The organism is Rummeliibacillus stabekisii (assembly GCF_007988965.1).
Taxonomy (GTDB): Bacteria; Bacillota; Bacilli; order Bacillales_A; family Planococcaceae; genus Rummeliibacillus; species Rummeliibacillus stabekisii.
Genome location: NZ_BJVD01000011.1, coordinates 1 through 22,011 on the forward strand (window position 1 = coordinate 1; position 22,011 = coordinate 22,011).

Below are 22,011 nucleotides of genomic sequence, written 5' to 3' on the forward strand. Positions count from 1 at the left end.
GGACGTTGCTAGGCATATTAAGATACTGCTGATTCAATCAGTAGTGTCTTTTTTTGTTTCTCGGAAGTCTATTGTTTCTAGCAACGGACGTCAAACTTAGGTAAACTATAAAAGAGAGCAAATGGCAAATGGCCTTGTATAAAAAACAAAATGCATAGGCGGCGTATAAAGTGTTGCAAATCTTATAAGGAAGTGGCAATGTGGCAAAGAAACAAATTTGGTATGAAGTCGAAGAATCGGAAACAATAGAAGAGTGCTTGGAGAGAATGAAAAAGGATGGCTATATGCCGATCGGCAGAAAAGAGGAGCCTCTTTTTCAAATTATCAATGGAGAGCCTGTACCGATTCGCCAAATCATAAAATTTAAGGGACTGCCCTCTGATCAAGAATAGACTGACTGTTCAAAATCGAACTTTATTTTCTTTTAGTTAAAGTAACGTTCGGATATTGCGTTGACTTACTACTTTTGCATTGATAAAATGAAATTGAAAAAGTCTTCGTTAGGAAAGTAAAAATTGCGTCGGTTACAGCGTAAAAATCAATGATAATGAGGAGGGAACCGTAGAGTCAAATATGTGACATCTAAAAAGCCTAGAGTGAATAAGCTGTGGCTTTTACGGATTTTGACAGCGGGAAAACGATGATCGAACGTTATACTCGTCCGGAAATGGGCGCCATTTGGACAGATGAAAATAAGTACAATAATTGGTTGGAAGTTGAGATATTAGCTGCAGAAGCATGGGCAGAGCTTGGTGATATTCCAAAGGAAGATGTAGCAAAGATTCGCGAGCATGCTTCATTTGATATCAATCGAATTTTAGAAATTGAAAAAGAAACTCGTCATGATGTTGTGGCTTTTACTCGAGCTGTATCTGAAACACTTGGCGATGAACGCAAATGGGTGCATTATGGCCTTACTTCAACAGACGTCGTAGATACTGCATTGTCTTACCAATTAAAACAGGCAAATGCGATCTTACGTGAAGATATTAAACGTTTCATCGATATTTTGGCAGTAAAAGCAAAAGAACATAAATATACGGTCATGATGGGACGTACACATGGCGTACATGCAGAACCCACAACATTTGGTCTAAAGCTTGCTTTGTGGTATGAAGAGATGAAACGCAATATGGAACGCTTTGAAGCAGCCGCTAAAACGATTGAAACAGGGAAAATTTCTGGAGCAGTAGGAACTTACGCAAATATCGATCCGTTCGTGGAAGAGTATGTTTGCAGTAAATTAGGTCTTCAAGCAGCACCTATTTCCACTCAAACATTACAACGAGATCGCCATGCTGAATATATTGCAGCATTGGCATTGATTGCTACTTCTATTGATAAATTTGCTACAGAGATTCGTGGGTTGCAAAAATCTGAAATACGAGAAGTAGAAGAATTCTTTGCGAAGGGGCAAAAAGGTTCTTCTGCTATGCCGCATAAGAGAAATCCAATTGGATCAGAAAATATGGTCGGCCTAGCGAGAGTAATTCGTGGCCATATGGTGACTGCTTATGAAAATGTATCACTTTGGCATGAACGTGATATTTCTCATTCGTCTGCTGAACGCATCATTTTGCCTGATACAACTATTGGTTTAAATTATATGTTAAACCGCTTCGGCAACATTGTGAAAAACTTAACGGTTTTAGAAGACAATATGAAACGCAATATGGATAGCACATTTGGACTAATCTACTCACAGCGCGTGCTTCTTGCATTGATTGACAAAGGACTATCTCGTGAAGAGGCATATGATACTGTACAACCTTTAACAGCTCAAGCATGGGACGAACAAATTCAGTTCCGCGAGCTTGTGGAAGGGAATTCAGTCATTAGCTCACATCTTTCTGAAGAAGAGATTGCTGATTGCTTCGATTACCATTATCACTTAAAAAATGTAGATTTGATTTTTGATCGTCTTGGCTTAAACTAAAAAAACTGCCCAGCTTTGGGCAGTTTTTTTTGCATCATACTGTTTCTGTCTTACTGTTTTTGTGAAGATTGATTTGAATTAGAGGACTGGTTATTTTTATTTTGTTGGTTTTTTGATGATTGATTCGATGAGTTCGATGACTGGCTCATGTTTGATTGTTGAGAGTTGTTCGATTGCTGGCTATTATTCGATTGTTGGTTATTACTTGATTGCCCACTATTATTCGATTGTTGGCCGTTTGATTGCTTGCCAGAACCGGATAATGAAGAGAAATCTTGCATTAATTGCTCAATATCAGGAATGACGGAAGAGTTGGATGAAGCATTGGCATTTGAGCTAGAATCGCTTGATCCACCTGAACCTCCGTTATTGCTGTTTGACTTGGATTTGCCACCTAGGCCCATAGCAGCTGAAGCTATACTGGCAAGAGATGATCCTGATCCAGAATTGCTTGAGCCTCCTGAATTACCTGAGTATCCAGAGTTACTTGAGCTTCCTGATGTGCCGAAGCCTCCAGAGTTTCCTGAGCTTCCGGAATTGCCTGATTGCAATTCACTAACCATGGTGGACAGATAGTTGCTTAAGAAGGATTTAGTTGGACAGAATTTCGCGACCCCTTCACCCATTTTCATCGCACCAATCATAATCATAGCCTTCGCGCGCATACAATCAGGTTTATGGGCTAGTCTACCGACACCTAATGCAGTCATAGTAGCACCGCATGCAAAACGCATATAAGCACTTTTTACACTGATATTTCCACCTGTTGTCGTCATCAATTTAACCTCCAGTTATCATTCAAATTTTATTTCTTTGCTTTCCAGAAGCGCTATGATACGATTATTTTACCATCCAAAATATTCAAATTATTTTTGGGCGTATCCCAACCATAACATAAGCACAAACTTAGAAAGGAGATGGATGTAATGCTTGAGCCGAATTGGAAAATTACTGAACTTAGAAAGCAAGTGGCAGTAATTGATGGTAAAACAGCACCCACGATTGTTATTACAAATGCATGTTATCTACATAGCATGTACAAAAAATGGGTGGAGGGGAATATATGGATTTTAGGCGACCGAATTGTATATGCCGGCCCTAAAATGCCTGTAAATATAGAAGGAACAGAAATTGTAGATGCAAGTGGCAAGACGATTGTACCCGGCTATATTGAACCGCATGTACATCCATTTCAACTTTATAATCCCCAAACTTTAGCGGATTATGCGGCACAATTAGGGACAACTACGTTAATTTCGGACAACTTAACATTCTTTTTGCATACCGCAAATGAGAAAGCGTTTTCAATGTTAGACCAATTAAAAAAATTGCCATTTTCATTTTATTGGTGGGCTCGCTTTGATTCGCAAACCGAATTACAAGATGAACACAAGTTCTTTACGCCAACAGCTATCCATGATTGGTTAGAAAGAAGCGATGTTCTTATGGGCGGCGAGCTAACTGGATGGCCCAAGCTAGTAGCAGGCGATGACCAAATGCTGTATTCATTGCAAGAAGCTCATATGTACGGCAAAAAAATAGAGGCACATTTACCAGGATCCTCTTCTCGGACCCTTGCAAGATTAAAATTATTTGGCGCGGACGGCGATCATGAGGCCATGACTGTAGAAGAAGTGGAAAACAGGATTCTTCACGGCTATGGTGTCACTTTACGCCACTCATCTATACGCCCGGATTTACCTGACTTATTGAAAGGTATTTTAGAAAAGGATTTGAACCTCTTTGATCATTTGATGATGACAACTGATGGAGCGACACCATCATTCTATGAAAAGGGCATCATGGATCAATGCATTCAAGTAGCGCTCGATGCAGGAGTAGAACCAATTGATGCGTATCAAATGGCCTCTTATAACATTGCTAGATATTATGATATGTCTGATGTGCATGGATTCATTGCAACGGGCCGTTTCGCTACGCTTAATATATTAGAGGATGAATACCATCCTGTTCCAGAAAGCGTGTTATCAAAAGGCGTATGGTTAAAACGCGATGGTCAAAAAGAGACAACACTAGAAGGTGTCGACTTTTCAGCATTGCCGCCATTAAATCTGTCATTTAATTTAACAGAGGAAGATTGTCAGTTCTCCATGCCGTTTGGGATTGAAATGCTGAATGATGTAATTACCAAACCATATAAAGTATCTGTTCACCCAAATCAAGGACATTTAAGCGAAGAACATGATGAATGTTTCTTAATGCTCGTAGACCGAAAAGGGCAGTGGCGTGTGAATACACTCATCAAAGGGTTTGCGAATAAGCTCCAAGGCTTTGCATCTTCTTATTCTTCTACTGGCGACATTATTTTAATTGGGAAAGATATAAAAGAAATGCTGCATGCGTTTAATGTAATGAAAGAAATGAACGGCGGCATCGTCCTAGTAGAAAATGGTGAGGTTATTGAAAGCATCCCATTGCCGCTTTGCGGTGGATTATCTGTAGAACCGGTTCAGCATTTAATCCAGCAGCAAAACGCTTTGGCTAATGCATTGGCTGAACGAGGCTATGCGCATGGCGATGCGATTTATACTCTATTATTCTTGCAATCTACACACTTGCCATATGTTCGAATTACACAGCAGGGAATTTATGAAGTCATGAAGAAAAAGGTACTATTCCCATCCCTTATGAGGTAGTAGTGCACTAAAGCGTGAAATTGATATATATCCTATAATGGTGGTAAAATAGAGTAGAAGAAAGTTGTCTTCTTGCTGTACTTTGCCCTTTAGGGTGTATGCCTTCTAAAGCCTAGTCACAAAGGCTAGTACACAAGCAAGGGAGGGGGAAAACGGTTATGCAAATTGATAAAATTAAAGGCCATCAAACAGAACAATTATTTAAAGCCGTTTTATCATTGAAAAATATAGAAGAATGCTATGAGTTTTTCGATGATTTATGTACAATCAGCGAGATTCAATCATTGGCACAGCGTTTTGAGGTCGCTCACCTTTTACGGTTGAAAAAGACATACGAAACAATCAAAAAAGAAACAGGCGCCTCTACTGCTACCATTTCAAGAGTACGCCGTTGCTTCGATTATGGCAATGACACGTACGATGAAATGCTAGGGCGTCTTTACCCAGACGAATCGCCTTATCAAGCGCCTAAATAGGGACCACAAAGAAAAGACTGGACCAAGTGTTCAGTTTTTTCTTTTTATAAAGATGTTGATCAACAAAAGAATGTATTTGTAGATTTAGCATGTGAAATAGTTTGTGTATACTAGGTATGATAGAAAGTGAATAGGGGGCTTTTGAAAAAATGATGGATTGGCGGCATGTATTTAAGCTGGACCCAGCAAAGGAGATTTCAGATGACGCATTAGAAGCAATTTGCGAATCTGGTACCGATGCGATTATAGTAGGAGGTTCAGACGATGTAACGATAGATGGAGTGCTCGACCTGCTAGCGAGAATTCGGCGCTTTACTGTGCCAGTAGCATTAGAGATTTCAAATATAGATAGTATTTCTCCGGGATATGATTATTACTTCATTCCAACGGTGTTAAATAGCAGTGATACATTATGGGTGAAGGATCTTCATCATGAAGCGATTAAGGCATTTGGCGATGTGATGATGTGGGAGGAGCTTGTAGCAGAAGGCTATTGTATCTTAAACGCTGATTGCAAAGCTGCAAAATTATCCAAAGCTAAAACGGACTGTGAGCCAGATGATGTCATGGCTTATGCAAGAATGGCAGAGAACTTTTTCCGTTTGCCGGTCTTTTATATGGAATACAGCGGCACATACGGTGACCCTGAACTTGTAAAATCCATTGGGGAAGAACTTTCAACAACTAAGCTCTTTTATGGAGGCGGTATTGCTTCAGAGGAACAAGCGGCAGAAATGGCTTCTTACGCGGATACAGTTGTCGTAGGCAATGTAGTGTATGATAATTTGAAAACAGCATTGAAGACAGTAAAGGCTGTTAAAGAGACAGTGAAAAATGTATAATAAGAACAAATGTTTGTGAAGGAGAGTGCATATGGAACAGCTGACAAGAAATTTGCTGAGTGGCATGAATAAGGAACAAGAAGAAGCAGTTAAAACAACAGAAGGCCCTCTCCTCATTATGGCGGGAGCAGGTTCAGGGAAAACGAGAGTATTAACGCACCGGATTGCTTATTTGGTCATCGAAAAACAAGTCTATCCTTCCAAAATTTTAGCGATTACCTTCACTAATAAAGCGGGTCGCGAAATGAAGGAGCGGATCAACAACTTGCTTGGCCAAGGTACAAGCGAACGGATGTGGGTATCTACGTTCCACTCGATGTGCGTGCGCATATTAAGACGAGATATCGACCGTATTGGCTATAGCAAGAGCTTTACCATCCTTGATACCTCTGACCAACTGACCGTAATTAAAAATGCTCTAAAAGAGCTAAACATCGATCCAAAACGATTTGATCCGCGTTCCATGCTGAATGCGATTAGCTCAGCCAAGAACGAGTGCATTGATGCTGCCTCATATAAAGCTCAAATCAATGAGTCTAACCCATATGAACGGACTGTAGCACAAGTATATGAGAACTATCAAAAACGCTTGAGAAAGAATCAATCATGCGACTTTGATGATTTGATTATGCTTACAATCCGTCTTTTTGAAGAAGTACCTGAAGTCTTGGAATATTATCAAAATCGTTTCCAATACATTCATGTGGACGAGTACCAAGATACCAATAAATCTCAATACCTGTTAGTCAAAATGCTTGCAAAGAGATTTAAAAATCTTTGTGTTGTAGGTGACTCAGATCAATCAATTTATCGCTGGCGCGGTGCTGATATTCAGAACATCCTATCATTTGAGAAGGATTATCCGAATGCCAAGGTTATTATGCTTGAGCAAAATTATCGTTCTACATCGCGCATCTTACAGGCGGCTAATGACGTCATAGAAAATAATACGAGCCGTTATCCTAAGAAGCTACGTACGGAAAACGAAGATGGAGAAAAAATCTATCTGTACCGCTCCTATGACGAAAAGCAGGAAGCACAGTTCGTCGTTAAGACTATTCAAGAATTGATGGAGACAGAGAATCGTTCTGCAGATGATTTTGCTATTCTTTACCGTACAAATGCCCAATCGCGGGTAATGGAAGAAATGCTTGTCAAATCCAATATGAACTATACCATTGTCGGCGGTACAAAGTTCTATGATCGAAAAGAAATTAAAGACTTGCTTGCCTATTTGCGTCTCATCGCCAATAATGATGATGATTTATCGCTCGCACGTATTATCAATGAGCCAAAACGGAGCATTGGCGCTACGTCATTTGAACGCATGGCTCAATTTGCTATTGATCAAGATCGTTCCATATTCGATGCATTGGCTGAAGCAGATTTTATGGGATTATCTGCACGTGCAACGAAGGCAGCAATCGAATTCCGTGAGATGATATTGAATCTGACAAAAATGCAGGAGTTTTTGCCGGTCACAGAATTAGTGGAAGAAATCTTAACTAAATCCGGCTACCGCGATATGTTGAAGAATGAAAAAACAATTGAAGCGGAAAGCCGTTTAGAAAACATTGATGAGTTTATATCTGTTACTAAAGCATTTGAGGATCAAAGTGAGGACAAATCTTTGGTTGCCTTCTTAACTGATCTAGCGTTAATCGCTGATATTGACACATTGGATAAAGAAGATGAAGCGAAAGGCTCTATTGTTTTGATGACGATGCATTCGGCGAAAGGGCTAGAGTTCCCTGTCGTGTTCATTATCGGTATGGAAGAAAATATCTTCCCGCATTCCCGTTCATTGCAAGATGATGATGAGATGGAGGAAGAAAGAAGGCTCGCTTATGTGGGTATAACAAGGGCTGAACAGCGCCTTTATTTAACATGTGCTCAGTGCCGGACAATCTTTGGCCGTAGCAGCTTCAATACGCCTTCACGCTTCTTGCAGGAAATTGGTTCTGAAATACTGGAAGAAATAGCTTTGCGCGATCAAACAAATGGGCATACTAGCTTTAATGCGCCAAGACGCCGTCCATCAGGCTATGCACAGCCACGTCAAACTGTGATTACACCTACCTATAAACAAACAGGTGGCGATCAGATTGGTTGGAAGGCTGGCGACAAAGCCTCTCATAAGAAATGGGGCGTAGGCACGGTAGTAGCAGTGCGCGGAGAAGGCGAAAATACTGAATTGGATATTGCTTTTGCTAGTCCAACCGGCATTAAACGGTTACTTGCAAAATTTGCGCCAATCGAAAAAGTTTAAAAGTGTGGAGGAAACAGAATGGACCGAGTTCAATTGGAAAACAGAGTGGCGGAGTTAAACAAACTTCTTCATGAATACGGGCACGCTTACTATGTATTGGATCAGCCCATCGTACCTGATGCTATCTACGATCAATTGCTGCATGAATTGATTGCTATCGAAGAAGAAAATCCTGACCTTATTTTTCCGGATTCACCAACAAGGCGAGTGGGCGGAGAAATACTGACAGGGTTTAACAAAGTGACGCATCAATATCCGATGTTGAGTTTAGGAAATGCGTTTAATGAAGAAGATCTAAACGATTTTGACCGCCGTGTACGCCAGGTGGTTGGAGATCAGGTCACATATGTATGTGAGCTGAAAATTGACGGTCTAGCGATTTCACTCCGTTATGAAGACGGGCTTTTTGTACAAGGTGCCACGCGCGGGAATGGGACAGTTGGCGAGGACATTACAGAAAACCTGAAAACTGTTCATTCCATTCCGCTGCGTTTAAAAGAACGTGTCAGTATTGAAGCACGTGGCGAATGCTATATGCCGAAGCGTTCATTTACTAATTTGAATAAGATGAGGGCGGAAAAAGGCGATGAGCTCTTTGCTAATCCGCGAAATGCTGCAGCTGGTTCGCTTCGTCAGCTTGATCCAAAGGTGGCAGCGAGCAGAAATTTATCGACATTCATATATGCGATGGGTGGCAACGGCGAAGCATATGGCCTTGAAAGCCACAGTGAAGCACTTGATTATATGGACCATTTGGGCTTTCAAACAAATCATGAGAGAAGAAAGTTCACTAATATGAAAGAAGTAATGGCGTATATCGAGGAATGGACAGAGCAACGCCCAACACTGCCGTATGAGATTGATGGCATTGTCATCAAAGTAGACAGCTACAACCAGCAAGAAGAACTAGGGAATACCGTCAAAGTTCCTCGCTGGTCTATCGCGTATAAATTCCCAGCTGAGGAAGTTGTAACAACTGTTTTAGACATTGACTTAACTGTGGGCCGGACAGGGGTTGTGACACCGACTGCGATCTTGCAGCCAGTCCAAGTAGCAGGAACAACTGTTGGACGTGCAACGCTTCATAATGAAGATATCATTCGTGAAAAAGATGTGCGCATCGGCGATCAGGTCATCATCCGAAAAGCGGGTGACATTATTCCTGAAGTGGTATCTGTACTGTTTGATCAACGAAAAGAGGATAGCGAACCCTTCGTTATGCCGACACATTGTCCGGTATGCGACAGTGAACTTGTTCGCATTGAAGGGGAAGTAGCCTTGCGCTGCGTCAATCCGCAATGCTTTGCCCAAATATCAGAAGGAATGGCACACTTCGTCTCACGCAATGCCATGAATATAGATGGATTGGGTGAAAAGGTTGTAGAACAATTGTTAAGGTCTGGGCTGGTTAAAGATGTATCTGATTTATACCGCCTTACTGTTGATGAATTGGTACAGCTCGAGCGCATGGGTGAGAAATCTGCAACCAATCTAGTGAGCGCGATTGCAGCCTCTAAGGGGAATTCATTAGAGCGCTTATTGTTCGGCTTAGGCATCCGACATGTCGGAGCCAAAGCAGCAAGGCTGCTGGCTGAAGAATTCGAAACGATGGATCGCCTAATCAGTGCGACAGAAACAGAATTAGTGAACGTCTTTGAAATTGGCGATAAAATGGCGGATTCAGTCGTGACGTATTTCGATAATGAAGACGTGTTGACCTTGATCTCACGTTTAAAAGAAGCTGGCGTCAACATGAATTACCTTGGCAAGAAGGTGAACGCAGCGGAAATCGACAGTCCATTTTCAGGAAAAACAATTGTCCTGACCGGTAAATTAGAACAATTGACAAGAGACGATGCAAAAGTGAAAATAGAAGAGTTAGGCGGCAAAGTCACAGGCAGCGTCAGCAAAAAGACGGACCTGGTCATTGCCGGAACAGAGGCAGGCTCTAAACTCGCAAAAGCCGAAGATTTGGGCATTGAAGTGTGGGATGAGGACCGCCTGCTTGAAGAATTAAGAGAGTAAAGGAGTTTTCACAGGCAATGAACCGACTTCGCTTTATACCCGCAATGCTTGTTGCAGCAATGCTTGCGGGCTGTAGTTTGCCTTCTTTATCGAAAGATTCATCTGTTGTTCAAACCAACACAAAAGATAAAGAAGAAACAACTATCATTCCAAGTATGCAAATCGATGACCAATACTACCGTACACTTTTACCGTATAAAGAAAGCGCAAGTAGAGGTTTGATTGTTTCCAATATCAATACAAAGTACGACGTGAAGGAAGCAGAAAGCGGGCTTTTACGTTTATCGCAACAGGCATTTGATCCGGATAAGTACTTTTTCCAAGAAGGACAATACCTAGATAAGGATACGGTTACTTCGTGGCTGGCACGGGGTAACCAAGATCCTGAGGGGTTAAACCCGAAAGAAACAAAAAATATGACGCCGGATGAACGTGCCAAAAAAGCGCCTATCTATTTGGCCCATATTGTAGAGCAGAATTATCTGCAAAAAACAGGGAAAAACAAAGTAAAGCTTGCAGGCATTTCCATCGGCCTTGCGCTCAATTCAACCTACTATTATCAAAAAGAAGAATATGGCGCTACATATGACGAAGAAATCCCAGTGTCCATGATTGAATCTCAGGGCAAAAAGATGGCATCACAAGTAGTCAAACGACTGCGCCAAATCGACGGCTTGTCAGAAGTGCCGATTACAGTCGGTTTATTTAAACAACAAAGCAAATCAGCTATTACGCCAGGCACATACTTTGCCTATACAGATGTAGATAAAGGAAGCGCCTCAATTAAAAGCTGGAAAAAAGTAAATGAAAAATATGTATTATTCCCAACAAGCGATTCAACAAACAAGTATCGGGATATCAATGAAAACTTCAATTACTTTAAGCAGGATATTGATAAGTATTTCTCAAACTACACTAATATCGTAGGTACTGGTTTCTATCAAAATAACAAAATCAAAAAGCTAGAAATCCAGATTCCTATTAAGTTTTACGGGACTTCCGAAATCATTGGGTTTACTCAATATATGGCGGGAGAAGTCATGGACCAATTCCCTAAAGGTCTAGAAATTGAAGTGAACGTAACGTCCGTCAATGGTCCAGAAGCGCTTGTCGTGAAAGAAGCCAATGCGGACGAACCGTATATTCATATTTACAATGATTAATAGATGTATTAGAAAGAAGAGCTTAAAGGGTTTATCCTTTAAGCTCTTTTTGCATGCTTGCTTGGTGGGTAAGCTACATTCTTCATGCGCTTAAAAAATCTGGCAGGTAGCTTTTACATTCTGTTTGCGATACAACAAACTGAAAAACCTTTGCCAGCAAGCGTTCAGACAGTGCTTTAGCGAAGGGAAGTGTGTTGCACATTCCTTTGGTATAATGATATTATTATCGGTATGGTTATTGAATTCGGAGGTGTAAAAAATGGCGAAACTTTCAAAGGAAGAAGTAAAGCATGTCGCGAAACTTGCGAGACTTGCAATTACAGAAGAAGAGGCAGAAAAGTTCGCGGAGCAATTGGGCGCGATTACTGATTTTGCTGTGCAACTAAATGAACTCGATACAACAAATGTTCAACCAACAACGCATGTATTGCCGCTTGTTAACGTATTCCGTGAGGACGTAGCAGTTAAAGGTTTAGACCGCGATGTGATGATGAAAAACGTGAAAGAACAACAAGATGGACTAGTTAAGGTACCACCAATTATTAAAGATTAAGGAGGGAATCCCGTGTCTCTATTCAAAAAATCAGCGAAAGAATTGCAAGAGCTATTACATAGCAAAGAAATCACCATTGCTGACTTAACAAAAGAAGCTTATGACCGCATTGATGCATTAGACGGTGAAGTAGGCGCATTTTTAGCATTAAATAAAGAACAAGCACTAAAAGAAGCGGAAGAAATGGATAAAGTACCATTTGAAGAACGCGGACCGCTATTTGGTATGCCAATCGGCGTGAAAGACAATATTGTAACAGAAGGTTTGGAAACAACATGCGCTTCTAAAATTCTAGAAGGCTTTAATCCAATCTACAATGCAACCGTTGTCAATAAATTGAAAGAAGCAGGCATGGTGAACGTCGGCAAAATCAACATGGACGAATTTGCAATGGGTTCTGCCAACGAAAACTCATCGATCAAACCTGTGCATAATCCATGGAATTTTGAACATGTACCAGGTGGTTCTTCAGGTGGTTCAGCAGCAGCTGTCGCAGCAGGCGAAGTACCATTCTCATTGGGCTCTGATACAGGCGGCTCTATCCGCCAACCAGCGGCTTATTGCGGTGTGGTTGGTATGAAACCAACATACGGCCGTGTTTCTCGTTTTGGTCTTGTAGCATTCGCTTCATCTCTTGACCAAATTGGACCAATTACACGTAATGTACGCGACAATGCGCTACTACTAGAAGCTATTGCAGGAGTGGATGCGCATGACTCTACATCTGCTAATGTAGAAGTGCCTCACTATGTAGATCAATTAACTGGCGATATTAAAGGCCTTAAAATCGCAGTGCCAAAAGAATACCTCGGCGAAGGGGTAGGCGAAGCAGCACGCAAATCTGTACTAGAAGCAATTGAAAAATTAAAAGAACTAGGTGCAACTGTTGATGAAGTATCCCTTCCTCACTCAAAATATGCTCTAGCAGCTTACTATATTCTGTCTTCATCTGAAGCATCATCTAACCTTTCTCGCTTTGACGGTATTCGTTACGGCTTTAGAGCAGAAGCAGACAACTTGGATGATTTGTATACAAAAACTCGTGCAGAAGGCTTTGGCGATGAAGTAAAACGCCGTATCATGCTTGGCACATACTCACTATCAGCGGGTACATATGATGCGTATTACAAAAAAGCGCAACAAGTCCGCACATTAATCAAACAAGACTTCGATAAAGTATTTGAAGAGTACGATGTAATCGTTGGCCCAACTTCTCCAACAGCAGCATTCAAACTAGGAGAAAACTTGGATGATCCAATGACTGTCTATGCAAATGACATTTTGACAGTGCCAATCAACTTAGCTGGCGTACCAGCCATCTCAATTCCATGTGGATTTGATAATGGTCTTCCTCTTGGTCTTCAAATCATCGGTAAATACTTTGAAGAAGGTACTGTATACCGCGTGGCTGATGCTTTTGAAAAAGCAACAGATTACCACGAAAAAACACCTCAAACTTGGGAGGTAAAATAACATGAATTACGAAACAGTCATTGGTTTAGAAGTGCATGTGGAGTTAAAGACGAATTCAAAAATCTTCTCACCATCACCAAACCAATTTGGTTCAGAACCAAATACCAATACATCTGTGATCGACCTTGGGTATCCTGGCGTGCTTCCAGTTGTGAACAAAGAAGTAGTTAATTATGCTATGCGCGCATCATTGGCGTTAAACATGGATATCAACCAACACACTAAATTCGACCGCAAAAACTATTTCTATCCGGATAATCCGAAAGCGTACCAAATTTCACAATTTGATGTGCCAATCGGCGAAAATGGTTGGATTGAAATTGAAGTAGGCGGCGAGAAAAAACGTATCGGTATCACACGTCTTCACATGGAAGAAGATGCTGGTAAATTAACGCATGGCAAAAATGCTTCACTTGTAGACTACAACCGCCAAGGAACACCATTGGTTGAAATTGTATCTGAACCAGATATCCGCACACCGGAAGAAGCATATGCATATCTAGAAAAATTAAAAGCAATCATTCAATATACAGGCGTTTCAGACGTGCGTATGGAAGAAGGCTCATTGCGCTGTGACGCCAACATCTCTATCCGTCCTTATGGCCAAGATGAGTTTGGTGTTAAAACAGAATTGAAAAACTTAAACTCATTCAGCTTTGTGAAAAAAGGGCTTGAGTATGAGGAACAACGCCAAGCAGCTGTATTAAACGCAGGCGGTGAAATCAAACAAGAGACTCGCCGATTTGATGAGAAAACAGGTAAAACAATCCTTATGCGTGTTAAAGAAGGAACAGACGATTACCGTTACTTCCCAGAACCTGATTTAGTGGATATCGTCATTGATGATGAATGGCTAGAACGTGAAAAAGCTGCTATCCCTGAATTGCCGGATGCACGTAAAGAGCGCTATGTTTCTGAATACGGCGTCCCTGCGTATGATGCGCATGTATTGACGCTATCAAAAGAGACAGCTGATTTCTTTGAAGCAACTGTTGCAACAGGCGCGGATGCAAAACTTTCATCTAACTGGTTAATGGGTGAAGTATCAGCATACTTAAATGCAGAGCAAAAAGAGCTTTCTGATACAGCTCTTACACCAGAAGGACTTGGCGGCATGATCAAACTGATCACAGCTGGCACGATCTCTTCAAAAATCGCGAAAAAAGTATTCAAAGAGTTGATTGAAAACGGTGGCGAAGCAGAGAAAATCGTCAAAGAAAAAGGACTTGTCCAAATTTCAGACGAAGGCGCATTGCTTAAAATGGTCACTGAGGTGCTTGATCAAAACGCACAATCTATTGAAGACTTCAAAAATGGTAAAGATCGTGCAATAGGCTTCTTAGTAGGTCAAATCATGAAAGCTTCACGTGGACAAGCTAACCCTCAAATGGTGAATAAAATGCTACTTGAAGAAATTCAAAAACGCTAATTCTAATAAAAAACGCTTAGAGATGAGATGATCTCCAAGCGTTTTTTTTATTTACTTTTTTCATCCACTAATTCAAAACGTTCACATACGAGCAGCATGTCTTCTGAAAACTCTAGGCCAACTTTACTTAACGCTTCTGTAAAGAATTCTACATGAACCTCTTTCCAATAGCGATATGTCCGGTCTCCTTCACCTTCAGCAATAGCAAATTCTTCTGGCACTTCATTCATCGGCATAATCTTAACATCCACTGTTTTGATAATAGCCAAGGGTTCGTCTTTGCTATTTAAAATAATGCTGTAGTCATTAACAGCAGGAAGTGGCTCTTGTTCTATTTCATACAAAATATGACCAGAACAAGTAGCTGTCTTCACTCCATCGATGACCAATTGCGCCAAATAATCTGGATCTCCGCCGAATTGCCAGGCACTGACCTTCGATGGCTTTTCTTTCTTTTGCTTATCCCAATACATATTCCAATATAGCTGTGATGCTTCATTCATATTTAACCCCAACCTTTACTTTCTTTTTCTTATTAACAAGTAAACGCCAAATAATCCTGCAAGAAACGAAATGGAACCGAGGAGATAATAAAAGAGATGCCCACCCCATTCATGGTAGATAAATCCGCCAACAGAGGATGATACGATGCCGGAAAGGCCAAAGAACAATAGCGCTAATACAGTTTGCCCTGTGGCGCGCCATTCCCGTGGAACGATTCTGTATAAATTCTGGATGGCAGCCGTATAGTAGATTGGGAATGTAAGCGCTTGGAAGAGCTGAATGATCGCTAGCAACAATGCGCTCTCCACAATACCTGATAAGAAAAAGCGAAGCGCATAAAAGAATATAGCGATCGTCATGATTAGCAGTTCTTTTCCTTGTCGCAGCCACCAAACACTGAGGGCAAAGATCACGATTTCACTTGCAGCAGAGATGAAAAACGCAATGCCGACAAGTGAGGGGTCGCCTCCAAGTGAGCGAATATGTATGCCTAAAAATGTATCATTCATCCGGGCCGGAATAGAGCTGAGGAAGACTAAAAGTAAAAACAGCTGCATTTCTCTATTTTTTAATACTTTTTTCAGCCCATCAATTGTCACAGGAGCAGAGCTTGTCGGGACATCAGGCATTTTCCACATAACAGCAAAGCTAATAATCCCAATCACAACGAAAAGAATAGACACGCTGCTCATGCCGAACCATTTCATCACATAGCCGACAACCAGTGATAGGACCGCATAGCCGAGAGCCCCATATGTACGTACAGAACCATAGTTGGTGCCGATGGTTTCAGTCATGGTGAATGACAAACTTTCAGTTAAGGGATCGATTGGCATTAAGAAGAAGTAAACAACCATTGCCGCTATGATTAAACCTACAAAGCTATTCATATGAAATAAAAGAAATCCGCTAATCGCTGCCATAAAGATTAGAAGTAGCAACACTTTGCGTAGCGTTTTTCTGCGGTCGCTAATCATGCCCCATAGTGGCTGTGCAATAATCGTCACAAATCCGCCAGCACCGATAATCAATCCAACTTCATTGGTTTCAAGCCCTTGTCCATCTAAGAAGACAGGCAAGAACGGAATAAACAATGCAAGCATACCGAAAAATAAAAAATTGTGCGCCTTTAAAAGACGTTGAACACTCAAAAAATAACCTCCTTCTATACTAACCTCCTGTAACATACTACAGCGAGGTAGAAATCCCATTATAGCAGGAATTTCAATGAATGGAGAGTGTCTTTTTGCGAAAAAGAGGTAAAGTGATTACACTAAAGAGAAGGAGGGGATTTTCATGAAAACAGAAGAACAGTATTTTGCAGAAGGAACACCGATCAAAGACTATATGGATCAAATGGATACCCATCAGGAAGCAAGCATGCATGTGTACAATGAATTCGAGCTGCCTGAGGACGGTCCATTTATCTCACTGCTCAAAGAAAAGAAACCCCATATTTTAGCGATTACAGAAGACTGGTGCGGAGATGCGATGATGAACAACGCCATATTAAGACGTATTGCTGAAGAGGGCGACATTGAAGTGCGTACGGTACTCCGTGATGAAAATGAAGAGTTGATTGACCAGTATCTAACGAATGGCGGACGCGCGATTCCTATCTACATCTTTCTAAACGAACAAGGAGATGTTATTGGTAAATGGGGACCGCGTGCACCACAGATTCAGGAGTATATGACTAAAGGTAAGAGTGAATTGCCAGATGCTGAAGATCCTGCTTTTGAGGAAAAACAAAAAGAGCTATTTGCACATATTACAAGGGAATATGCTACAAATGAGAAGTTCTGGAGTTATGTTTATGAAAGCCTAAGTCGCGCGCTCATCTTAGCCCTATCGTAATGGGGCTATTTGCAGAAGGTGCCTATTCGTTATAAAATAGATGTTGGCTATCCAGTAAATGGGGGCTTAATGGCCCCTTCGCTGGAACTTAAGCATGAAGGATTCGTTCTCTTTATAGAGAAATTTTGTAAAGTAGGAAGGTAGAATGATGAAGCGAGCACGTATCATTTATAACCCCACATCAGGCCGCGAAGCTTTTAAAAAGCACTTGCCTGACGTATTAGCTAGACTGGAAGTGGCAGGCTATGAGACATCTTGTCACGCGACTACATGTGCGGGTGACGCTACGAACGCGGCCAAAGCTGCAGTAGAAAGAGGCTTTGATGTCATCATCGCCGTGGGAGGCGATGGCACGTTAAATGAAGTGGTTGCAGGTGTAAGTGGTTTTGAAAACAAACCATCAATTGGGCTAATTCCAATGGGCACGACCAATGACTTTGCGCGCGCAGTCCAAATCCCGCGCGATATCGATAAAGCACTTGATATTATTATTGAAGGCAACAGCATCCCAGTAGATGTTGGATGTGCCAATGATCGTCACTTTATCAATATTGCAGGACTTGGCAGAATTACTGAGCTGACATATGAAGTGCCGAGTAAATTAAAGACAGTTTTAGGCCAGCTAGCTTACTATCTAAAAGGCATCGAGATGCTGCCATCCATCAAAGCTACAAAAATGCGTATTGAATATGATGGAGAAGTATTTGACGACGAAGTAATGATGGTGTTAATTGCCTTGACTAATTCCGTCGGCGGCTTTGAAAAACTCGCGCCTGATGCAAGCCTGAATGATGGGCTGTTCTCTGTGTTCATTCTTAAAAAGTGCAATATAGCTGATTTCGTCAAGCTTGTTACACTTGCAAGTAGAGGCGAACATTTGCGAGATCCTCATATTATCTACACAAAGGCAAGCCACTTGAAAATCACTTCAGACGAAAAAGTGCAGCTAAACTTGGACGGAGAGTATGGCGGGGATGTGCCGGCTGAGTTCACCAACTTAAAACGCCACATAGAATTATTAGTCCCAATCGAAAAAATGAAAGAAATCGACCGACCACAAGATTAATAAAGGGCTAGAGAGCAAAGATGCTTTCTAGTCTTTTTTTATGTTTTTCATCTTAGTTGAGTAATGAAAAGCTATTTCATACATTCTCCAGCACCTAAAAGTTCACCTCACTTCAAATTCTCGTTTGAAACATGAATAAAAGACGCATAATGCGAGTATCATACCTAATTGGGGAGATTTAAAAATTATTTAGTTAGAATAGTGAAAAAATTATTGTAAGAGGGTATACGTCCTAGAAGGGAGGAAAGAGCATGTATAAACAGCAGGAGCGAAAGTTAATCATTGCAAGTTTCATCGTGGCGGGCATTATGCTGCTCTCGATTCTGGGCAGAATTTTTGGTCATTAGGGAGGGGAAATAGATGGTAAATGAACATGCCGTCTTTTACAGCAGGTTGCTGACAGAATTTACTTTAACTTTTCATATTATTTATGCCACGATTGGCGTTGGCGTGCCGCTTCTTATCATGATTGCTCAATGGATTGGCATTCAGAAAAATGATGAGCACTACATATTGCTTGCGAGAAGGGTAGCGCGCGGTTTCGTCATAACAGTAGCAGTCGGTGTCGTGACAGGAACCGCCATTGGACTTCAGCTGTCGCTGTTATGGCCGAACTTTATGCAGCTTGCAGGGAATGTCATTGCTTTGCCGCTCTTTATGGAGACATTTGCATTTTTCTTTGAAGCAATTTTCCTGGGCATTTATTTATACACATGGGATCGCTTTGAAAACCAAAAGAAACATTTTTTACTGCTAGTGCCGGTTGCATTAGGCGCTAGTGCCTCAGCTGTATTTATCACCATTGTTAACGCATTTATGAATGCCCCTCAAGGATTCGAACTGGTAGATGGAGAGCTTGTGAATATCCAGCCACTTGTAGCTATGTTTAACCCAGCCATGCCGACAAAGGTAGGGCATGTACTGGTGACAGCTTATATGACTTCTGCCTTTATCCTAGCTTCCATTGCTGCTTTCCGTTTGTTGAAAGGGTCTAATCATATCTATTATAAAAAGTCCTTATATCTATTTATGAAGCTTGGTCTCGTTTTCTCTATTGCAACGGCCATGCTCGGTGACTTCTCTGCGAAGTATCTCGTTGAATATCAACCGGAAAAACTTGCTGCGGCAGAGTGGCATTTCAAAACAGAAAAAGGCGCATCACTCTTGGTGTTTGGTCTGCGTGACGGGGAGGATGTAAAGTATGCTATTCGGATTCCTTATGCTCTAAGTATCCTGGCCCATTATAACCCGAATTCTGAGGTAACAGGGCTTGATCAATTCCCTGAAGATGAAATTCCGCCGCTTTATATCCACTTCCTTTTTGACTTGATGGTATCAATTGGCTTCTTTATGGTGGCTGTTTCAGCGATTTATATCATTGGCAAGCTGAGGAGCTGGCGTTGGATTCATTCGAAGTGGTTTAGATGGATTATGGTATTAGGCGGTCCACTGGCAGTCATTGCAATCGAAGCAGGCTGGTGGATGGCAGAGGTAGGTCGCCAACCATGGATTTTAGTGAATTATATGAAAGTCGCAGAGGCTGCGACATCAAGCAATCATGTGGATCTTATGCTATTACTGTTCTGCATTATCTATCTCATTCTTGGCGTCGGCAGCGTAGTTGTTCTTCGCCGAATGTTCAAAAGGAATCCGATTGAGCGGGAGATTGCCGATCGGAAAGCGGAAAAAGGCGGTGATTTATCATGAGTTTAGAAATACTCGGCATCTCTGTCCTATGGTTGTTTTTGTTTGGCTATGTGATGATTGGCTCTATTGATTTTGGAGCAGGCTTTTTCAATGCCTATAGCGTCATTACAGGGAAAAAGCATATTCTGACCAATATTATTCAGCGCTATCTGTCGCCTGTATGGGAGATCACCAATGTATTTTTAGTCTTTTTCTTCGTCGGCATCGTAAGGTTTTTCCCGAAAACGGCCTTCTACTACGGTACGACACTGCTTGTGCCTGCGAGTATAGCGCTTGCTCTGTTAGCAATTCGAGGGAGCTATTACGCATTTGAATCCTATGGTTCGAGAGGACATGTTGGCTATTCCTTTATGTACGGTGCATCAGGGCTATTGCTTCCTGCATCGCTCTCGGTAGTTCTGACCATTTCAGAGGGCGGCTTTATCCGAATGCATGGCAATAACCCTGTGCTCGATTTCCAAGCATTATTCACCAGTCCATTAACATGGAGTATCGTATTGCTCGCCATTGCCGCGGTCCTCTATATATCGGCCGTCTTCCTTACATGGTATGCGAATGCGGCAGGAGATGCAGATGCGACAAGGCTATTACGTAAATACGCGCTCATCTGGTCTGTTCCATTAGCCATCACTGTAGTTGGTATCATGGTAGAGCTGCGCAAGCATAATGAAGCTCATTACGCACGGATGTTAGATATGTGGTATTTATTCGCCATATCTGCTCTTATGTTTATCGTGACTGTCGGATGTATCTGGATGAAGCGCAACTATGGATTAGCGCTATGGCTATTGGTCGGTCAATTCGCTTTAGCATTCTTTGGCTACGGCATATCACATTATCCATATTTACTGTATCCGCATTTAACAATCTATGACTCATTCACAAACGAAGCCATGGCTATTTCTTTAGTCATCGCCTTTGTACTGGGGCTATTGCTGCTTGTCCCTTCACTCTATCTTGTCCTCAAATTATTTTTATTTGATAAGGACTATGTTCGCGGCAAAGGAAACCATCATGCGTAGAGGAGGAAAGCCCGATGGAACATTTTCTAATATTTTATGCACCATTTATCGTCGTCATCCTATCCATACTAATCGGCTTTTTCGTTGCTTCTAAGGATGGAGCTGTCAGGGAGGAAGAGGAGAGCCAGTCTTAATCGCTATACATTATCCAAGGGTTTATATGACCCTTGGGTTTTTTTATTTATTTGGATGTTCGATAAATCAATAAGAGGTTTATGGTAAAGTAGACAAAAAGATACTTTTAAATAAAGTTAGCTTAGGTATAAGGATGAGGTAAGGTGAATATGAAGAAAAAATCACAAGCATACTTTAAGCTTAGTGCCGATGATGTCTTAAGTATAGTAAATGATTATCTAGAAGAAAAAATTAGTTGGGGAGCGTACAATTCTAAGTTAAGCTTTATTCTGGATGACGATAAAGATATTAGGGTTATAGCTGCTTATGGAGATATGAATGATCAAAGTATAGATACTATTAACCTTGAAGAGTTAGATAAAGAAATAGATTTTAATGGGGAGGTATCAACTTTACCAGACAGCTCTTTATTGAACCCACAGGATTTTCAAACAAGAGAAAAAGTAAGAAAAAGAATCAAAGAGTTAAAAAAAGATATAGGAGATTTTTAAGATCTCACTACTTTGAGGGGGAAATGATGGAAATATATCCGGATGAATTAGATTTCATTTCTTTATTTTGTGTTGATGCAAAAACAACTAACAATCATCTACCTTATCATTATAGAGAAAGCTTTTACGAGTTTACTATTCATGAATTGCAGTATAAGGTAACTCTTTTTCCAAGTGTTGATGAGTTTTCTATGAAAGTTAAGAATGTATCAATAGGCGCCACAATATTTGAGTCTTCTTACAAAACGGTAAGTAAAATTGAGATTCTGAAGGATACAAAACATGAAGCAGCCTTTAGATTGTTTTTACATGAGGATAGCGATCGTTTCTGTATGATTATTGACATTGCTATTAAACCATACTTTTCTGTAATGATAAAAGAAGACTTTACATAGCAGGAGGAAAT

21 protein-coding genes are annotated in these 22,011 nt (G+C 41.1%); 18 read left to right on the plus strand and 3 right to left on the minus strand.

Annotated features, from left to right (window positions below; genetic code table 11):
• The first annotated feature begins 200 nt into the window (after nucleotides 1–200).
• Nucleotides 201–392 carry an NETI motif-containing protein gene (locus tag RST01_RS13830; RefSeq protein WP_147197646.1) on the plus strand — a complete coding sequence of 64 codons (192 nt, stop codon included), beginning with the start codon at nucleotides 201–203 and terminating at the stop codon, nucleotides 390–392.
• 248 nt (nucleotides 393–640) lie between these two features.
• On the plus strand, nucleotides 641–1,936 hold the full coding sequence (gene purB, locus RST01_RS13835; protein ID WP_147197648.1) for an adenylosuccinate lyase: 1,296 nt from the start codon (nucleotides 641–643) through the stop codon (nucleotides 1,934–1,936).
• Between the two features lie 50 nt (nucleotides 1,937–1,986).
• Here purB and RST01_RS13840 read toward each other — a convergent pair whose 3' ends face one another.
• A complete protein-coding gene (locus tag RST01_RS13840; protein ID WP_147197650.1) occupies nucleotides 1,987–2,712 on the minus strand; it encodes a DUF2892 domain-containing protein in 726 nt (241 codons plus the stop codon).
• A 150-nt stretch (nucleotides 2,713–2,862) separates the two neighbouring features.
• Between RST01_RS13840 and RST01_RS13845 the strand changes: the two genes are divergently transcribed.
• The 9 genes from RST01_RS13845 to gatB all read left to right on the plus strand — a co-directional run bounded on the left by RST01_RS13845 (nucleotide 2,863) and on the right by gatB (nucleotide 14,823).
• Nucleotides 2,863–4,593 (plus strand): adenine deaminase C-terminal domain-containing protein, encoded by a 1,731-nt coding sequence (locus tag RST01_RS13845; protein WP_147197652.1) that lies wholly within the window; start codon nucleotides 2,863–2,865, stop codon nucleotides 4,591–4,593.
• A 158-nt stretch (nucleotides 4,594–4,751) separates the two neighbouring features.
• A complete protein-coding gene (locus RST01_RS13850; protein WP_147197654.1) occupies nucleotides 4,752–5,069 on the plus strand; it encodes a YerC/YecD family TrpR-related protein in 318 nt (105 codons plus the stop codon).
• Nucleotides 5,070–5,218: 149 nt separating this feature from the next.
• Nucleotides 5,219–5,911, plus strand: coding sequence for a heptaprenylglyceryl phosphate synthase (gene pcrB, locus RST01_RS13855; RefSeq protein WP_147197655.1), 693 nt, complete (start codon nucleotides 5,219–5,221; stop codon nucleotides 5,909–5,911).
• Between the two features lie 31 nt (nucleotides 5,912–5,942).
• Entirely contained in the window at nucleotides 5,943–8,180 is a 2,238-nt protein-coding gene (gene pcrA, locus RST01_RS13860; RefSeq protein WP_147197657.1) for a DNA helicase PcrA, read from the plus strand.
• A gap of 18 nt (nucleotides 8,181–8,198) precedes the next feature.
• Entirely contained in the window at nucleotides 8,199–10,205 is a 2,007-nt protein-coding gene (gene ligA, locus RST01_RS13865) for an NAD-dependent DNA ligase LigA (RefSeq protein ID WP_147197659.1), read from the plus strand.
• A 17-nt stretch (nucleotides 10,206–10,222) separates the two neighbouring features.
• Nucleotides 10,223–11,368, plus strand: a complete 1,146-nt coding sequence (locus RST01_RS13870) for a CamS family sex pheromone protein (RefSeq protein ID WP_147197661.1) — start codon at nucleotides 10,223–10,225, stop codon at nucleotides 11,366–11,368.
• A gap of 259 nt (nucleotides 11,369–11,627) precedes the next feature.
• Entirely contained in the window at nucleotides 11,628–11,921 is a 294-nt protein-coding gene (gene gatC, locus RST01_RS13875; RefSeq protein ID WP_066790065.1) for an Asp-tRNA(Asn)/Glu-tRNA(Gln) amidotransferase subunit GatC, read from the plus strand.
• A gap of 12 nt (nucleotides 11,922–11,933) precedes the next feature.
• Nucleotides 11,934–13,394: an Asp-tRNA(Asn)/Glu-tRNA(Gln) amidotransferase subunit GatA gene (gene gatA / locus RST01_RS13880; protein ID WP_147197663.1), complete on the plus strand. Its 1,461-nt coding sequence runs from the start codon at nucleotides 11,934–11,936 to the stop codon at nucleotides 13,392–13,394.
• A 1-nt stretch (nucleotide 13,395) separates the two neighbouring features.
• Nucleotides 13,396–14,823 (plus strand): Asp-tRNA(Asn)/Glu-tRNA(Gln) amidotransferase subunit GatB, encoded by a 1,428-nt coding sequence (gatB, locus tag RST01_RS13885; protein ID WP_147197664.1) that lies wholly within the window; start codon nucleotides 13,396–13,398, stop codon nucleotides 14,821–14,823.
• A gap of 47 nt (nucleotides 14,824–14,870) precedes the next feature.
• Here gatB and RST01_RS13890 read toward each other — a convergent pair whose 3' ends face one another.
• Both RST01_RS13890 and RST01_RS13895 read right to left on the minus strand, forming a co-directional pair.
• Nucleotides 14,871–15,326 (minus strand): ASCH domain-containing protein, encoded by a 456-nt coding sequence (locus RST01_RS13890; protein WP_147197666.1) that lies wholly within the window; start codon nucleotides 15,324–15,326, stop codon nucleotides 14,871–14,873.
• Nucleotides 15,327–15,341: 15 nt separating this feature from the next.
• Nucleotides 15,342–16,478: an MFS transporter gene (locus tag RST01_RS13895; RefSeq protein ID WP_223823611.1), complete on the minus strand. Its 1,137-nt coding sequence runs from the start codon at nucleotides 16,476–16,478 to the stop codon at nucleotides 15,342–15,344.
• A gap of 145 nt (nucleotides 16,479–16,623) precedes the next feature.
• On the opposite strand from RST01_RS13895, the gene RST01_RS13900 reads away from it, so the two are divergent.
• The 7 genes from RST01_RS13900 (at nucleotide 16,624) to RST01_RS13925 (ending at nucleotide 22,000) form a co-directional block, all read left to right on the plus strand.
• Nucleotides 16,624–17,184: a thioredoxin family protein gene (locus RST01_RS13900; RefSeq protein ID WP_147197670.1), complete on the plus strand. Its 561-nt coding sequence runs from the start codon at nucleotides 16,624–16,626 to the stop codon at nucleotides 17,182–17,184.
• Nucleotides 17,185–17,332: 148 nt separating this feature from the next.
• Complete coding sequence (locus tag RST01_RS13905) at nucleotides 17,333–18,250, plus strand: diacylglycerol kinase (RefSeq protein ID WP_147197810.1); 918 nt, start codon at nucleotides 17,333–17,335, stop codon at nucleotides 18,248–18,250.
• A 360-nt stretch (nucleotides 18,251–18,610) separates the two neighbouring features.
• Nucleotides 18,611–19,957 carry a cytochrome ubiquinol oxidase subunit I gene (locus tag RST01_RS13910; protein ID WP_147197671.1) on the plus strand — a complete coding sequence of 449 codons (1,347 nt, stop codon included), beginning with the start codon at nucleotides 18,611–18,613 and terminating at the stop codon, nucleotides 19,955–19,957.
• On the plus strand, nucleotides 19,954–20,979 hold the full coding sequence (locus RST01_RS13915) for a cytochrome d ubiquinol oxidase subunit II (RefSeq protein ID WP_147197673.1): 1,026 nt from the start codon (nucleotides 19,954–19,956) through the stop codon (nucleotides 20,977–20,979). The genes RST01_RS13910 and RST01_RS13915 overlap by 4 nt, the downstream gene beginning before the upstream one ends.
• A 14-nt stretch (nucleotides 20,980–20,993) precedes the next feature.
• Nucleotides 20,994–21,113, plus strand: coding sequence for a cytochrome bd oxidase small subunit CydS family protein (gene cydS, locus RST01_RS16330; protein WP_371859453.1), 120 nt, complete (start codon nucleotides 20,994–20,996; stop codon nucleotides 21,111–21,113).
• A gap of 150 nt (nucleotides 21,114–21,263) precedes the next feature.
• On the plus strand, nucleotides 21,264–21,605 hold the full coding sequence (locus tag RST01_RS13920; RefSeq protein WP_147197675.1) for a hypothetical protein: 342 nt from the start codon (nucleotides 21,264–21,266) through the stop codon (nucleotides 21,603–21,605).
• 26 nt (nucleotides 21,606–21,631) lie between these two features.
• The gene (locus tag RST01_RS13925; RefSeq protein WP_147197677.1) at nucleotides 21,632–22,000 is read left to right on the plus strand and encodes a hypothetical protein; all 369 of its coding nucleotides are present in this window, start codon (nucleotides 21,632–21,634) and stop codon (nucleotides 21,998–22,000) included.
• Nucleotides 22,001–22,011 lie beyond the last annotated feature (11 nt).

Coding starts and splice junctions, on each gene's coding strand:
- RST01_RS13920 (WP_147197675.1), top strand. CDS start 21,264: ATGAAGAAAAAATCACAAGCATACTTTAAGCTTAGTGCCGATGATGTC.
- pcrA (WP_147197657.1), top strand. CDS start 5,943: ATGGAACAGCTGACAAGAAATTTGCTGAGTGGCATGAATAAGGAACAA.
- gatC (WP_066790065.1), top strand. CDS start 11,628: ATGGCGAAACTTTCAAAGGAAGAAGTAAAGCATGTCGCGAAACTTGCG.
- RST01_RS13925 (WP_147197677.1), top strand. CDS start 21,632: ATGGAAATATATCCGGATGAATTAGATTTCATTTCTTTATTTTGTGTT.
- RST01_RS13845 (WP_147197652.1), top strand. CDS start 2,863: ATGCTTGAGCCGAATTGGAAAATTACTGAACTTAGAAAGCAAGTGGCA.
- gatB (WP_147197664.1), top strand. CDS start 13,396: ATGAATTACGAAACAGTCATTGGTTTAGAAGTGCATGTGGAGTTAAAG.
- RST01_RS13900 (WP_147197670.1), top strand. CDS start 16,624: ATGAAAACAGAAGAACAGTATTTTGCAGAAGGAACACCGATCAAAGAC.
- RST01_RS13905 (WP_147197810.1), top strand. CDS start 17,333: ATGAAGCGAGCACGTATCATTTATAACCCCACATCAGGCCGCGAAGCT.
- RST01_RS13915 (WP_147197673.1), top strand. CDS start 19,954: ATGAGTTTAGAAATACTCGGCATCTCTGTCCTATGGTTGTTTTTGTTT.
- RST01_RS13840 (WP_147197650.1), bottom strand. CDS start 2,712: ATGACGACAACAGGTGGAAATATCAGTGTAAAAAGTGCTTATATGCGT.
- pcrB (WP_147197655.1), top strand. CDS start 5,219: ATGATGGATTGGCGGCATGTATTTAAGCTGGACCCAGCAAAGGAGATT.
- RST01_RS13870 (WP_147197661.1), top strand. CDS start 10,223: ATGAACCGACTTCGCTTTATACCCGCAATGCTTGTTGCAGCAATGCTT.
- purB (WP_147197648.1), top strand. CDS start 641: ATGATCGAACGTTATACTCGTCCGGAAATGGGCGCCATTTGGACAGAT.
- RST01_RS13850 (WP_147197654.1), top strand. CDS start 4,752: ATGCAAATTGATAAAATTAAAGGCCATCAAACAGAACAATTATTTAAA.
- cydS (WP_371859453.1), top strand. CDS start 20,994: ATGGAACATTTTCTAATATTTTATGCACCATTTATCGTCGTCATCCTA.
- ligA (WP_147197659.1), top strand. CDS start 8,199: ATGGACCGAGTTCAATTGGAAAACAGAGTGGCGGAGTTAAACAAACTT.
- RST01_RS13890 (WP_147197666.1), bottom strand. CDS start 15,326: ATGAATGAAGCATCACAGCTATATTGGAATATGTATTGGGATAAGCAA.
- RST01_RS13910 (WP_147197671.1), top strand. CDS start 18,611: ATGGTAAATGAACATGCCGTCTTTTACAGCAGGTTGCTGACAGAATTT.